Origin of the sequence: Lysinibacillus sp. (assembly GCF_032093475.1) — a bacterium.
Taxonomy (GTDB): domain Bacteria; phylum Bacillota; class Bacilli; order Bacillales_A; family Planococcaceae; genus Lysinibacillus; species Lysinibacillus irui.
The window spans coordinates 104,101-118,220 of record NZ_DAMDAY010000001.1; the positions used below are offsets into that span (position 1 = coordinate 104,101).

The 14,120-nt window shown below is 36.4% G+C and carries 19 protein-coding genes; 18 read left to right on the forward strand and 1 reads right to left on the reverse strand.

Annotated elements, in window-relative coordinates:
- The first annotated feature begins 113 nt into the window (after window positions 1–113).
- The 4 genes from RT445_RS00490 (at window position 114) to RT445_RS00505 (ending at window position 4,507) form a co-directional block, all read left to right on the forward strand.
- Window positions 114–539: a hypothetical protein gene (locus RT445_RS00490; protein WP_313469269.1), complete on the forward strand. Its 426-nt coding sequence runs from the start codon at window positions 114–116 to the stop codon at window positions 537–539.
- A gap of 214 nt (window positions 540–753) precedes the next feature.
- Window positions 754–1,761: a hypothetical protein gene (locus RT445_RS00495; RefSeq protein ID WP_313469271.1), complete on the forward strand. Its 1,008-nt coding sequence runs from the start codon at window positions 754–756 to the stop codon at window positions 1,759–1,761.
- Between the two features lie 420 nt (window positions 1,762–2,181).
- Entirely contained in the window at window positions 2,182–2,694 is a 513-nt protein-coding gene (locus RT445_RS00500) for a hypothetical protein (RefSeq protein WP_313469273.1), read from the forward strand.
- Window positions 2,678–4,507 carry a phage terminase large subunit family protein gene (locus tag RT445_RS00505; RefSeq protein WP_313469275.1) on the forward strand — a complete coding sequence of 610 codons (1,830 nt, stop codon included), beginning with the start codon at window positions 2,678–2,680 and terminating at the stop codon, window positions 4,505–4,507. The genes RT445_RS00500 and RT445_RS00505 overlap by 17 nt, the downstream gene beginning before the upstream one ends.
- Window positions 4,508–4,543: 36 nt before the next feature.
- Here the strand turns inward: RT445_RS00505 and RT445_RS00510 are convergent, their stop codons facing one another.
- Window positions 4,544–4,774 (reverse strand): hypothetical protein, encoded by a 231-nt coding sequence (locus RT445_RS00510; protein WP_066036983.1) that lies wholly within the window; start codon window positions 4,772–4,774, stop codon window positions 4,544–4,546.
- 57 nt (window positions 4,775–4,831) lie between these two features.
- Here RT445_RS00510 and RT445_RS00515 point away from each other — a divergent pair, with 57 nt between their 5' ends.
- The 14 genes from RT445_RS00515 to RT445_RS00580 all read left to right on the forward strand — a co-directional run bounded on the left by RT445_RS00515 (window position 4,832) and on the right by RT445_RS00580 (window position 14,013).
- On the forward strand, window positions 4,832–5,047 hold the full coding sequence (locus RT445_RS00515; protein ID WP_066036982.1) for a peptidylprolyl isomerase: 216 nt from the start codon (window positions 4,832–4,834) through the stop codon (window positions 5,045–5,047).
- 8 nt (window positions 5,048–5,055) lie between these two features.
- Window positions 5,056–6,558, forward strand: a complete 1,503-nt coding sequence (locus RT445_RS00520; protein WP_066036981.1) for a phage portal protein — start codon at window positions 5,056–5,058, stop codon at window positions 6,556–6,558.
- Window positions 6,530–7,129 (forward strand): HK97 family phage prohead protease, encoded by a 600-nt coding sequence (locus RT445_RS00525; RefSeq protein WP_139111226.1) that lies wholly within the window; start codon window positions 6,530–6,532, stop codon window positions 7,127–7,129. The genes RT445_RS00520 and RT445_RS00525 overlap by 29 nt, the downstream gene beginning before the upstream one ends.
- Window positions 7,129–8,580, forward strand: coding sequence for a phage major capsid protein (locus RT445_RS00530; protein WP_313469283.1), 1,452 nt, complete (start codon window positions 7,129–7,131; stop codon window positions 8,578–8,580). Before RT445_RS00525 ends, RT445_RS00530 begins: the two co-directional genes overlap by 1 nt.
- Window positions 8,581–8,598: 18 nt before the next feature.
- Entirely contained in the window at window positions 8,599–8,925 is a 327-nt protein-coding gene (locus RT445_RS00535; protein WP_066036979.1) for a DUF2190 family protein, read from the forward strand.
- A 13-nt stretch (window positions 8,926–8,938) separates the two neighbouring features.
- Window positions 8,939–9,139: a hypothetical protein gene (locus RT445_RS00540; RefSeq protein WP_066036978.1), complete on the forward strand. Its 201-nt coding sequence runs from the start codon at window positions 8,939–8,941 to the stop codon at window positions 9,137–9,139.
- Window positions 9,132–9,446, forward strand: coding sequence for a hypothetical protein (locus RT445_RS00545; protein WP_066036977.1), 315 nt, complete (start codon window positions 9,132–9,134; stop codon window positions 9,444–9,446). The genes RT445_RS00540 and RT445_RS00545 overlap by 8 nt, the downstream gene beginning before the upstream one ends.
- The gene (locus RT445_RS00550) at window positions 9,443–10,009 is read left to right on the forward strand and encodes a phage tail protein (RefSeq protein WP_083225309.1); all 567 of its coding nucleotides are present in this window, start codon (window positions 9,443–9,445) and stop codon (window positions 10,007–10,009) included. Before RT445_RS00545 ends, RT445_RS00550 begins: the two co-directional genes overlap by 4 nt.
- The gene (locus RT445_RS00555; RefSeq protein WP_313469288.1) at window positions 10,010–10,510 is read left to right on the forward strand and encodes a hypothetical protein; all 501 of its coding nucleotides are present in this window, start codon (window positions 10,010–10,012) and stop codon (window positions 10,508–10,510) included. It begins immediately after the preceding gene.
- Window positions 10,500–10,904: a hypothetical protein gene (locus tag RT445_RS00560; protein WP_313469290.1), complete on the forward strand. Its 405-nt coding sequence runs from the start codon at window positions 10,500–10,502 to the stop codon at window positions 10,902–10,904. Before RT445_RS00555 ends, RT445_RS00560 begins: the two co-directional genes overlap by 11 nt.
- Window positions 10,904–12,325: a phage tail sheath family protein gene (locus tag RT445_RS00565; protein ID WP_313469291.1), complete on the forward strand. Its 1,422-nt coding sequence runs from the start codon at window positions 10,904–10,906 to the stop codon at window positions 12,323–12,325. Before RT445_RS00560 ends, RT445_RS00565 begins: the two co-directional genes overlap by 1 nt.
- Before the next feature lie 11 nt (window positions 12,326–12,336).
- The gene (locus RT445_RS00570) at window positions 12,337–12,855 is read left to right on the forward strand and encodes a phage major tail tube protein (protein ID WP_066036973.1); all 519 of its coding nucleotides are present in this window, start codon (window positions 12,337–12,339) and stop codon (window positions 12,853–12,855) included.
- A 14-nt stretch (window positions 12,856–12,869) separates the two neighbouring features.
- Window positions 12,870–13,208, forward strand: a complete 339-nt coding sequence (locus RT445_RS00575; protein ID WP_313469294.1) for a phage tail assembly protein — start codon at window positions 12,870–12,872, stop codon at window positions 13,206–13,208.
- A 166-nt stretch (window positions 13,209–13,374) separates the two neighbouring features.
- On the forward strand, window positions 13,375–14,013 hold the full coding sequence (locus tag RT445_RS00580; protein ID WP_313469296.1) for a phage tail tape measure protein: 639 nt from the start codon (window positions 13,375–13,377) through the stop codon (window positions 14,011–14,013).
- Window positions 14,014–14,120: the final 107 nt, after the last annotated feature.

Below are 14,120 nucleotides of genomic sequence, written 5' to 3' on the forward strand. Positions count from 1 at the left end.
TATCTGTAACTAATCTGTTCAAAACGTTGATATATCAACATTATCAAGGTTACATACAGCTTGTAACTATGAGTAACACAATTTGTAACCTTTATTGAAAGTAGGTGTTTAATTTGAGTAAATTCGCATGGCTCAAAGATTATCGCGAGCTAGAGTATGAAATTGCTTATTTAGAACTTAATTTAATGCGAACGAAAACAGAATTAAAACGCTGGGTACAAGGTGATCTAGCTAAAGTGAAACTAACTGCAGACAGCCAAGGAAGTAAGGTTGAGGAAGTTATTGAGCAGATTGAATGGGAACTTGCCCATAAAATGAATAATCTATTTGATATAAAAAGATTAGTCAAAACGTTTGAAGGTCTTGAACACAAGATATTAATAGGTAAATACATTGAACATAAAACATTAGAACAAGTAGCAGAGGAATTAGGGTACAGTGCTCAATATATCTATAATAAACATGCACAAATAAGACGTATGGTATCATTCGCTGAAAACTATACAGTAAATTCTTCACATAATATTACCTTAAGTTAAACCAATGTTAAGTATTGAAAAACCGTTATATGATAGTAGTATCAAAAAGCGCACGGAAATGCGCATATAATATTACATTACAAAATAAACACGTTCGCTTGTACGTGTATGTCGGAAACAAGCAATTGAGACTACATTCTTAAAATGATTGTAGTCTTTTTGTAACCCTTTATGTATAATTTAGTAGATATTTACATAAGAGGGGGATTAATTGTTGAGAACTCAAATTCCAATAAATGTACCTGCTTGGTCGTTAATAATAATGCCAGTTTTATTGATAATTTTAATCGGTCTTATTGTTCTATTAGTAATCCATTTAGTAAAACCAAAGCAGAAAAAAACAGATAGTAAAGGAAAAGATGCGGAAAATAACGAAGACAAAACTTTAACAAGTTGGATAAAAAAGAAAGACTTGATATATTGGCTTTTAATAATCTGTTTAGGCACAATTAGTCTTTTCACATTTAGATACAAAGATGCAACTGAGGTAATTAGTCATTGGGGCTTTGCTGGAACGATTGTTTCTATTATTTTAGCAGTAATTGCAATTGGATTTACACTTTTTCAAACGTTAACAAGTGAGCTTTCAAGTGAAAAAATTGCTAAATCGGCTAAAAAGATTTCGATTGTTACAAATAAATTGGATACTCAATCATTAGTTGAATCAAGCGAAATAATGAAAGAGGCTGCTGAATTTTTAAAAAAAGAACTAGTAGATATTAAGAGCAATCTTGTTACGATAAGGTCTCAACAAGAAAGTTCAAACTCAAAAATTGATAACTTATTTAAGGATGGTGCTCATTCGAAAGTTGACTTGGGAATTGCGGGATCAGCATCTCGTGAATTGATAAAAATTAATGATTTTTTCAAGGAAGTATATCCTTTACTTCCTTTATATCCTCAATTATTTACTTATTATTTTTTGCTTTCAAGTAAAAGTGGAGTTTCACTAAATGATAGAGTTAATAAACAACTCCGAGAAAAATTTGCTGAGATTGATGTTATTAATAAAGACGATAATACTAGAATTGAATATGTAAAAGGTGCCAATATGGGTTCCGAAGGTGCAACGGGTTCATTTTTACATCATTTAGGTATAACAAATTCTTTTATGAATTTAGCTGAAAATACGCAACAAAAGTTTCTTGATATGTGTAAAAGCCACATTGATAATGAAATGTATATCGATATTATAGATCAGTATATTGAAAGCATAAAATAAATTGATAAACTTTAAAAAGAAGTCACATCTAACAAGGTGTGGCTTTTTATTATGCGTTTTTATGTATTTATTTAGATAACGCTTCTGCTGACAGTACCGAATATGGATGGTCCTGTCATTAGATTTCTTAGAAGAAAAGGAACTTCACAATAAATAGTAATAATAGAAGTTCAATATACGTGAGCTTTACTTTAATGTATATTGGCATATTTTCACCACCTATCGAGTATATTATATCCATTTGTATAAATAGTATTCAGCCAGTGATACAACATTAAGTATGGACAGAGAAGTCAGTAATACCAAGGCTTTGGGTCCTTCCCAGTAGGGTGGGGTTATGCGGGGCTAGCGACGCCCGCGGCTTGCCTGTTTTTATTTTAAAAATTTTACTTCGGAACTTCGGAATTGGAGGTGTGCAAAATGGATGGATTTAAGGAAGAGAACAATCAGGTTTTAGTATCAACAAAACGTCTTTGTGAACTACTTGAAGTAAGTGATAGAACGCTAACAGATTGGAAAAGACAAGGGTTGACGCAGCATGCTAGGGGTTGGTGGAATTTGCAACACGTCCTGAAATGGCGCGGTGAAATATACAATGCCGATTCCGAAGTAAGTAAATCTGCAAACCTTCAGCAAATGAAATTAGAAGCTGAAATTGCCTTCAAGCAGGCACAAGCTGAATTAACTAAAATGAAAAATGAAATTGCTGAAGGGAAGTATATCGAGAAAGAAATTGTGGAAGCGGAATTGACTCGCTTCTTTTTAATTTTCAAAAAATCAGCTTTAATGTTGCCACGTAAATTGATGGGATTCGTTACTGGATATTTAGAACCAATGGAAGTTAGACGAGTGGAGCATCAAATGACAGAGCTTGTGAAAGATGCGTTGAATCAGATGAGTGTGGATGGTGTGTACAATGCCAAAAAGAAATAAACACAAACTGCCTGAGTTCATAAAAAAAGCGCTACAGTTTTTAAAGGCTCCAGAAAATTTAACAGTAAGTGAATGGGCTGAAAAGTATCGCAAGCTTGATGTGAAAACAAGTGCGATACCAGGTCCATGGCGAAACGAAATGACGCCTTATTTAGTTGAAATCATGGATGAATTTAACAACCCAGATACAGAAGAAATTGTTTTCGTAAAGCCTACGCAAGTGGGTGGAACGGAAGTCTTGTTGAATGTCATTGGATATGTAGTGATGCAGGATCCAAACCCTGCAATGGTTGTTTATCCAACAGATGATTTAGCTGAGTCTATTTCAGAAAACCGTATACAGCCAATGTTTCAGTTGTCACAAGAATTGAACAAACGATTCAAGAAAAATGAATCAAACCGTTCTGAATTACAGTTTGATGGGATGTATCTTTCTTTAACTGGTGCAAATTCACCATCATCTTTATCTTCAAAAGCCATACGTTACTTGTTACTAGATGAAGTCGATAAATATCCAGGGGCATCTAAAAAAGAAGCGGACCCAATTAAATTAGCGCGTGAACGTACAAAAACCTTTCCGAATAGTAAACTATTCATTACTTCAACACCAACTGTTAGAACTGGCCATATAAATAAAGCAAAAGAAACATCAGACGTGATTAAACATTACTTTGTTCCATGTGTCCATTGTAGCGAATTTATTGAGTTGAAATTCCAACAAATAAGATGGCCAAAAGAAGAAAGCATGAGTGAAGTGGATCGCGCTGAGTTTGCTAATTATGTATGCCAGGAATGCGGCTGTGTGATTACAGACCAGCATAAAATGCAAATGATTAAGCAAGGTAAATGGCAAGTTGTTCAGCAGCGTACACAATATCCGCGAAAAGTTTGTTACTGGATGAATACTTTATATTCTCCCTTTGTTACATTTGGTGAAATAGCTAAAGAATTTTTAACAACTAAGAACGATCCAGAATCCTTTCAAAACTTCACGAATTCTTGGCTAGCTGAAGTATGGGAAGATACCAAATTGAAAACTAATGCAGATATGGTTAAAGAAAGACAAACTGATATTCCTGAATTTACAGTGCCTGAATGGGCAGAATTATTAACTGCAGGTGTCGATGTCCAGGAAACAAGTTTATACTATACAATTCGAGCTTGGGGAAAATATATGACTTCTCAATTAGTAGCGAAGGGTCAAGTATCAAGTTTCACTGATATTGAAAACATCATGAATGCAGAATTCTATAAAGAGAATGGCGAAAGAATGATAGTAAATGCAGCTGGAATTGATTCAGGGGACCAAACCGATGAGGTGTATGATTTCTGTGCACGAAATAGTGGATGGGCTATCCCAATCAAAGGTGTTGGTGATGGACTTCATCACTTCCGCATTAGTATGGTAAATCGAACAACATCATCAGCGCATGGTATGCAGTTAATTCTTATTGATGGCGGAAAGTATAAAGACATGATCGCTTCACGAATGAAAAAGAAAAACGGTACTGGATCATGGATGGTTTATAAAGGCATTGATGATGACTATGCGGAACAAGTTACTGCAGAACATAAAGTTAATGAAAAACGTAGTGGCCGAACCGTTTCTATATGGGTAAAGAAAACTTCCCATGCAGATAACCACTACCTTGATTGTGAGGTCTATGATTTTGCAATGGCGGATGTTTTAGGCGTTAGGACGTTGCATTTATTGCAAGAAGAAACACCACCTGAAGCGAATGTTAATGAGGTTGCTGAGGAATTTAATAATGATTGGCTGGGTGGTAATAAAAAATGGTTAGATGAGTTTTAAAAATGCCCCTGAGGTAACAGAGGCAAAGTCTATATTTTAACTAGTAATTTTAACACCAACAATTAAATCTTCATAGCCAAAGTCATCTGAATATATAACTTTTAAATAATTCTCATTTTCAAGATTTTTAAGGTATGCCTCAATAAGTTGATGATTATCCTGGCCATATATTTTGCAAGTTTCAATAATATCACCAAACGAAATAATAGAACCGTATTTAGCAAAAGGTTTGGCAGGGATATTTTTTAAGATATTGATTAAATTCATATAATCACCTCACTTTCAAAGTGATTATAACAAATTTTGGGAAGGAGTTGAGAGGCTATGAGTATTTTAGAACAATTGCAACAAGTAAACAATGCTATTGCAGCCATTGAAATAGGTGGTCAGGAATATCAAATCGGTTCAAGACGGTTGAAGCGTGCTGATTTATCCTTGCTTTATCAGCGACAAAAGGAATTACAAGGGCAGTTAGAGGCTGAAAAATCTGATGGTTTTGGCCTGGTCAACACATCTGTCGCTATATTTGATCGAAGGTAGGTGTGTTAATGAATTGGTTAGATAGAACAATTGCTTGGTTATCTCCTGAATCTGCATATAAACGTTTGGGTTATCGAAAAGCCGTTAATGACATGCGTTCATATGACGCAGCTGGGGATGATCATTTAAACGCAGGGTGGCGAGCTGTAAATGCAAAAGCTGAATCTACTGATGGAATGTATCGCGATACAATTCGTGCGAGAAGCCGTGATTTAGAACGAAATAGTGACATTTTAGAAAGTGTTGTCTTGGCATTTGAACGAAATGTCGTTGGTGGAGGCTTTAAGTTGCAAGCGAAAACTGAAAATGAAGATTTGAATACAGCTATAGAATCATTATTCAAATTGTGGTGCCGTCCTAAAAATTGTGATGTCACACAACAACAGAGTTTTTCAGAAATATGTCAAATGCTTGTGCGACGCCAAAAGGTAGACGGTGGGATTATTGTAGTTTTGAGATATATTGATGATGGTGTTGTACCTTTATCATTACAAATCTATGAGGTAGATGATTTAGATACAATGATTCCTACAACTACGACAAAAAAGATTGTGAACGGTATTGAATACAATGCCTATAATCGGCCAGTTGCCTATTATCTAAAAAAATATGATGCATATGGAAACTATATCGGTACATCTGAGCGAATTGACGCTAAAGATGTGCTTTTTTTATTCAAGAAAAAACGTCCTAGTCAGTTAAGGGAAATGAGCGAATTATCGTCTACGCTCCCACGTGTACGCGACATGAATCAATTTATGGAAGCTGTATCTGTAAAAGAACGTGTTGCAGCATTGTTAGCGGTTTTAATAAAGCGAATAACGCCTAATAATGGTGGAGGTCTTGGACGAGGAACTGGCCAACCTGATAAACGGACTGGATATGCAGGAAAAATGCTTAGTCCAGGTATGATGATGGAATTGAATCCAGGGGACGATGTTCATGTTGTTCAGCCTCCAGCACAGGCCGCTAACTCAGCCGAATTTATTCGTTTACAACAGCGCCTTTCAGGTTCGGCTCAAGGCATTTCCTATGAAGTTGCAGCACGTGATATGTCACAAGTCAACTATTCATCAGCTCGCCAAGGGCTATTAGAGGACCAAAAAACGTATTTAATGCAGCAACAATATTTAATCGATCATTTTTTTATCCCTGTCTATGAGGCTTTCATTGAATCAGCTGTTTTGGCTGGGAAGATCAGTATTAAAGACTTTCATACTAAAAAAGAGAACTACCTACAGCATGAATGGATTGCACCAGGTATGAAATGGATTGATCCTCTTAAAGAAGCAAATGCAAATAAAATAGCGCTGGAAACAAATCAAACTACTCTTGCAGAGATTGCAGGGAATACGGGGAACGATTGGCGTGAAATCATTGATCAGCGTGCACGTGAAATCGAATATATGAAAGAAAAGGGGGTGATAAATAGTGAATCCGCAACAAAATCCGAAGAAATCGACAAACTCATTGAGGAAACAGATGACGAAAAACCAGAAGATGAATCGTGATTTATCCTTTGATATTCGCTCATTAGATGACGATAAACGGACATTTGAGCTGTCTTTTTCATCAGAAGAACCATATCAACGTTGGTTTGGTCCTGAAATTCTCTCACATGAACCAGGCGCAATTGATTTAAGTCGATTAAATGAAATTGGTGTTCTTTTATATAACCATAATCGTGACAAAGTAATTGGCCGTATCGATAAAGCGTGGACAAAGGATAATCGAGCTTATGCGCAAGTTACCTTTGATGAAGATGATGAATCAGATGTGATTTATCAAAAAGTAAAATCTCAAACTCTTAAAGCTGTATCAGTCGGTTATCAAGTTGAATCATGGGAAGAAGTGGCACCTGGTAAAACTTCTGCAAATGGTCGCCACGTGGGACCGTGTAGCGTTGCTTTGAAATGGCAGCCATATGAAATTAGTATCGTTTCTGTGCCAGCTGATGCATCAGTAGGAGTAGGCCGAGATATGGAAGATGAATTTGAGCAAGAAATACAAGAAAAAGGCGACTATTCGTATTATGAACGCCAAATTTTACTTAATGAAAACCTATTTGGAGGGATAAAATAATGAATTTATTACAAATGTTAGCACGTCAAAAGGCGATTGTTGATGCTGCAAAAGCAGAGGGAAATCGTGCATTATCAGTTGAAGAAACGCGAGAATTTGATGAATTACAAAGTAAAATTGATGCTCTCCGTGCACAAGGTGATCCAAATGAGCCAACACCAGCACCAGTAGATAACTCGGAGCGTGCACTTGCTGCCGAACGTCAACGTGCACTTGAAATCACATCACTTTGCCGAGATTTTGGCTTAAACGCTGAGGAATATATTAAAGATGGCCATTCAATTGACCAAGTTCGTCAATTCATATTGGAAAAACAAATTAAAGATCGTGCGCCACAACCTTCAGGTATTCAAATGGGAAAAGATGAGCGTGATAAATTCCGTGATGCAGCTGCAGATGGACTAGCTTTACGTGTTGGAATGAACGTTGAAAAGCCGAATGATGGCGCTAGAGAATTACGTAATTTATCATTACGTGAATTAGCAAAGGAATCACTCATTATCGAAGGTGTAAATAACGCTTATCGATTAAGTGATGATGAACTTTTACGCCAACATTTAACGCCAACATCTCTATTTACAAACATCATTGATCAAACTGCTCGTAATGTATTCCAACAAGCATATACAGACGCAGCTACAACATATCAACATTGGACACGCCGTGGTACATTAACTGACTTCCGTCCAACTAAAACATATCAAGTTGGCACTGCAGGTGAACTTTTACTAGTATCAGAGAATGGCGAATTAAAACATGATGATCCTAATGGCGTTGAAGGACCAACTCGTCAATTATTAACTTATGGTCGTCAATTCTCTATGTCACGCCAGGCGTTTATCAATGATGATGTAAGTTTTATTGAAACTATTCCAGCACTTTATGCTCAATCAGCACGACTTGGTATTAACCGTTTGGTTTATCAAACATTAGCTAAAAACCCAGCAATTTGGGATGGTAAGACACTTTTCCATGCAGATCATAAGAATGTTATGGCCACAGGCGGAGCACCATCGGTTGATACATTGTCACAAGCACGTCAGTTATTAAGAAAACAAACGGCTGCAGGTGGCGATGTGAAGTTAAATATTCCTGCACGATTCATGTTAGTACCAACTTCACTTGAAACAAAGGCAGGTCAATTAATTGGTTCAACTGTGGATCCATCACAAGCGAATCCTAATATTCCAAACCCATTCTATAATCAATTTACAATCGTTTCAGATGCAGAGCTTGATGATGCAAGTGTAAATGGCGAATTAGAATGGTATGTAACATCAGATATTTTACGTTCACCAATTCAAGTTGATTTCCTAAATGGGAAAGATATGCCGACGATTGTAATGAAACAAGCACCAGCTGGCCAATTAGGTTTCCTATGGGACATTTATATGGATTATGGTGTAACAGTTGTAGATTATCAAACAGTAGTTAAAAACAACGGTAAATAAGGAAGGGGTTAAGACAAAATGGCGCAAGCAAAATATGTACAACGTGGCGAAACAATTGATTTTATTAATAACACTAGTGCGGACATTGTAGCAGGCGAAGTTATCTCCTTATCCAACCGCATTGGTGTTGCAGCTACTGCAATTCCTGTGGGTACAAAAGGAGCTATCAATGTAATGGGTGTGTATGATTTACCTGCCCTTACTACAGAAGCATTTACGATTGGCCAAACTGTTTATTTTAAAGATGGCAAGGTACAGGCTACCGAAACAGATGCTACACCTGCAGGTTGGATTATTGAGCCAAAATCACAAGCTGGAACTATTGCCCGAGTAAAAATCGATTAGTGGAGGTAATGATATGGCCATTATTTTAGAGTCAATCACTCATGTATGGTTCGCTGGACGAATGATTCCGCCAGGTGAAGTTTTTTCAGCAGATGATGCCTTTGCTACTAAATTAATCGAGGGTGGTTCTGCAAAAGTAGCAAATGCAGTAGATAGTAAGGATGAACAACCAAAAGGTCGCCGCGTGAGAAAAGCAGATGATGATCATGAATAAGACTTTTAAAGATTTCTTATTACAAGATGTAAATAATGTTTTTTTAAATGAAAATGAGTTTGCAGAAACGGTCATCATCAATAAAAATGCAATGAAAATTGTTCGTGATAGTGATGAAATGGTCCAATTTAATACTGATAAGAAGTTGGCTTCATGTGATGTAGTTTTTCATGTGGAGTCCTCTTATTTTAGAGGTATTCCGCAGCCTGAAAGGATAATGGAGTTTGAGGGGAAAGAATATCGAATAAAAGTTGTCCGTAATAATTTAGGAATGCTAACAATTGGACTAATGAGGTACACAGAATGAGTATGTTGATTCAAGTCGATGCAGCTGCTTTAAGGGATGTTGAACAGAGACTTGGTCAATTTGCTAATCGAGCTCCCAATGCGATAGCCAATTCATTAAATCGAGCATCCACCAATACCGCCAGCAATATTACAAAAGAAACACGATCAAAATATCATCTTAAACCTGCAGATATTAAAGCAACATTAAAAATTACAAAGGCAAGTAAATCTGTTTTATCAGCAGAAGTAAGATCTAGTGGTAAGGCTGTACCGTTAGACCGATTTAAAGTATCACCTAAAACAGTCAATCCCAAACGAAAAAGCCAGTTAAAAATTGCTGTTAAAAAGAATGGGATGAAACAAGTTTTAGGAGCATTTGTAGCTAATTTACATGGTATTAAACTATTTAAACGTGAAACGAATAAAAGGTTACCGATTGCAAGACTTTTTGGTCCTTCAATACCTCAAATGATTGGAAATGAGGAAACGGTACGAAAAATTAATGAACAATCATGGATTACGTATGAAACACGTTTGAATCATGAAATCAATCGAATTTTAGGGCAATTAGGAGCGAGTTAAATGACAGTTGCTAACATACAAAATGCTTTAGTTGATAGACTAGCTGAAATATTAAAAGATTTCCCTTTGAAAACTTCCTATAACAATCAAACACCATTTAAGATTTTCCGTCATAAGATTCCCGAAAGAACAAGTGACAAATTTAATTACTCAGATGAGGATACACATGATGAAGTGTATCCTTTTTGTTTGGTTAAAATCGATCAAGGACAAAAAGAGAGTAATGAAAGTTTAGAGGATAATGTGTTGAATGTTTTAATTGGTGTGAAAAATGAGGGTTTGGAGGGAGAGGGATATGATGATGTAATGGCTTGTATTCAAGCCATTTGGAATGACTTCAATCGCAATCCTATTTTAGAGAACAAATATCTATTCAAGTATCCATTAAGTTGGGCACTAGATGGAAGTGAAGAAGAACGCCATCCCTTTTATTATGGAGGCGTACAACTGACCTTTGAAAGTAGGTCATTAACACAAGGAGGGTTTATAAATGGCCAATGAACGTATTAAAAACCAAGTAGAGCCTGTTTCTCCTGAAGTAGTAAGAGAAACGATAGAAAGTGCCCTTCCAACGCATTTAGATGGAGGCGTTGTAGAGCAAGATAAATCAGCAATTATTTCTGACGAAAATGTTATTCCAGCAACAAGTATTACTCAAAAAATCTATGTTGGCCCTAATGTATTGGGCTTGCCAACATACACGGTGATTGAAACAAATTTTACACCACATATTAATAGTTTTATTGAGAAATGCCCTGAAATAGAAAAGTTATTTGTGCCAATTTTAGAAATGGCAGAAGTAGAAAGTCGGACTAAAGTAAAAGGTACTCTAGAAAATCGCTATTTTAATACAATACGTGAATTCTATTCAGTACCAAGAAAGGAGGCTAACTAATGACAGGCTATCAACACGGGGTCTACACACATGAGTTACCAACATCTATTAAACCACCTGTAAAATCAACTGCTGGATTAACTGTTATTGTAGGTACTGCTCCAATCCATTTGACAGAAGATCCTGCATCTTTGGTGAATAAACCAATGTTTGGCTATACGTATTCAGAATGTGTAAAGAAAATGGGTTATCTTGATGATTTTGATAAATATACAATTTGTGAGTCAATTAGTTCTCATTTCGCACTTTTTGCTGTAGCTCCATTGGTAATGATTAATGTTTTAGATCCGGAAAAGCATTCTGTTCCAGGAACTAAACAATTACCTGTAATTAAAAATGAAGCTGTACTTAAAGAAGATGGGGTACTTAAATCTACTATTGTCGTTAAAAGTGTTGATGATGCCACTACGTATGAAGATTATGAGGTGGAATTTGATGATAGTGGCCATTTGCATATTTTTACTTCAGCAGCTAACGAAATCAAAGTGGAATACAAAAAGTTAGATCCTTCACTGGTCACTAACGCAGATATTATTGGCGGTGTATCACAAGAAGGAAATCTAAAAGGACTTGAATTAACAAACGAAGTATTTCCAAGATTCCGCGAAGTACCAGGAATACTTATTGCTCCTAAATATTCAACAGATCCTGCTGTAGCTGCTGTTATGAAAGCCAAAGTAAGTAATATTAACGGTTTGTTTGGTGCTACTGCATTTGCAGACCTCTCAACAACTGAAGTAAAAGATTACACACAAGCCCCAATGGTAAAAAATCAAAATAATTTAGATAACGAAGATTTATTAGTGTTTTGGCCAAAAGTATCTCTTGGTGGAAAACAGTATCATATGTCAACACAAGCAGCTAGTTTAGCAAACCTAGTTGATGCAAGCAACGAAGGTTATCCATGTGAAGAGTTTTCAAATAAAAACTTACAAATGGATGCAGCTGTACTAGAAGATGGTACAGAAATTTTACTTAGCTTGGAACAAGCAAACTATCTAAATGGCCAAGGTATCGTCACAGCGCTTAACTGGACTGGAGGTTGGCGTGCTTGGGGTCATCGGACATCTGCTTATCCAACAAATACTGATCCAAAGGATGCCTTTATTTCAGTACGTCGTGTGTTTATTTATGAGCAAAATCAATTTATTCTTTCGTTTTGGAATAACGTAGACAAGCCAGGAAATCCAAAGTTAATTGAAAACATTGTTGATAGTAAAAATATAGATTTAAACAGCAAAAAGGCACGCCAGTTAATCTTAGGTGGTCGAATTGAATTTGCAGAAGAAGAAAACGCTACAACCGATCTAATGGATGGCTCTTATGCTTTCCACTTGTATCTCACACCAGGAACACCAGCGCGCGAAATAAAAGGATTATTTGAATTTGATCCTGGTTATTTCAGTGCGCTTTTTAGTTAGGAGGAAACTAAATGAATATACAAGATCAATTAGTAACTCAATACTCAGTTTGGAAGAATGTAACGGATTACCTGGGTGCAGGCGAGGTTGAGCTACCGTCTTTTGAGGCACTTACTGAAACAATGAAAGGTGCTGGCATTGCAGGTGAAGTGAATGCGCCTGTTGTGGGACATTACGGATCTCAAACTTTAAAAATTAACTGGCGAACAATTACAAAGGATGCCATTGCACTTGCAGAACCTAAAGCCCATTCGATAGATTTACGTGCAAACCAACAGTTATTTGATGCAGGTAAAGGTGAATATGTAAATCAATCAGTTGTTATTAAGACACGTTGTGTACCTATAAATCTTAATCCTGGGAAACTTGCTATCGGTGCTTCTACAGAAACAGCCAATGAGTTTGAGGTACATTACATCAAAATTATGATTGATGGAAAAACAGTGATTGAAATTGACAAATTTAATTTCATTTGTGTAATAAACGGAAAAGACGTTTTAGAACAAGTACGAAAAAACATTGGATTATAGGAGGAAAATGAACAATGAATGATAAAACAAATGTTGAAGTGGTGGACAACCAAGCCTTAGAGACGCATATTACTTTAAAACGACCAATTGTATTTGAAGATCAAACAGTAAATCAAATTAATTTAGATTTTGAAAGTCTAACTGGAGAGGATATTGAAAAAGCCGAGGCTCAATTTAATGCTGAAGCACCACAAAATTCAATGGTTATGGTAAAAGAAATGTCTAAGCCTTTTCTAGCTATTGTGGCTTCAAAAGCAGCGAGAGTTCATGTTGATCTAATTCGTAAACTATCAGCACCTGATTACGCAAAGATTACAACACGAACATCGCTTTTTTTATTAGGTGGCAAATAGCCAAGGAACCAGCTGAAAGCATTCGTTTGATGTGTACTTATTGTGCATTACAAAGCAGAACACCAGTCGATTTTTATTTAAAGTTATCTATACGTAGGTTATTTGGTTGGTACAACACATTTAAACGAATCGATGCACAAAAGCCAAAGAAGCGAGGTGAAAGTTAGTGTCTAAGGTATTTGACATTGCTTTTAGACTTGGAGCAGAACTAACGAGTAGCTTTACCAACACTTTTAATGATGCTGGTGGAATGATGAAAGCGTTAGGTGGTGCAGCGGCTGCTCTTGGTGGTGCAGCTGCTCTTACTAATGCCATTTCACAAGTAGCTGATATGAGTCAAGAATTGGCCACTTTATCAGCTCAAACAGGCTTAATTGGTGATGATTTCGAGGATTTAAAAGGGACTGCAGAGAATTTATTTCGCAATAACTATGGAGATTCCTTTGAAGAAGTTACGGATGCACTCGCTAAGGTTAAGCAGAACATGCATGAATTAAGTGATGCGGATTTAGAGCAATTTACTGGTGAGGCTTTGTCATTTGCCAAAACTTTTGACGAGGATATAAATGAAGTAACCAGGGCTGCTAACAATATGATGAGTAGCTTTGGTGTTAATTCAGCAACCGCAATGGACCTCTTTGCTGCAGGTGCGCAAAGGGGTCTTAATTTTTCCGATGAAATGTTAGATAACGTTGCAGAATATGCACCGTTGTTTGGTGAAATGGGCTATAGTGCTGACGAATATTTCGGCATTATGGAACGTGGAGCAAAAGCTGGTGTATATAATTTAGATTACGTGAATTAAGTATAATACATGGTTCACGCTAAACCCTTTTAATTGCTGGGACATCCTTAATTTCATATAGGTCGCAATAAAAGAATCTTTGTGTAAAATATAGTTAAGGATAATCA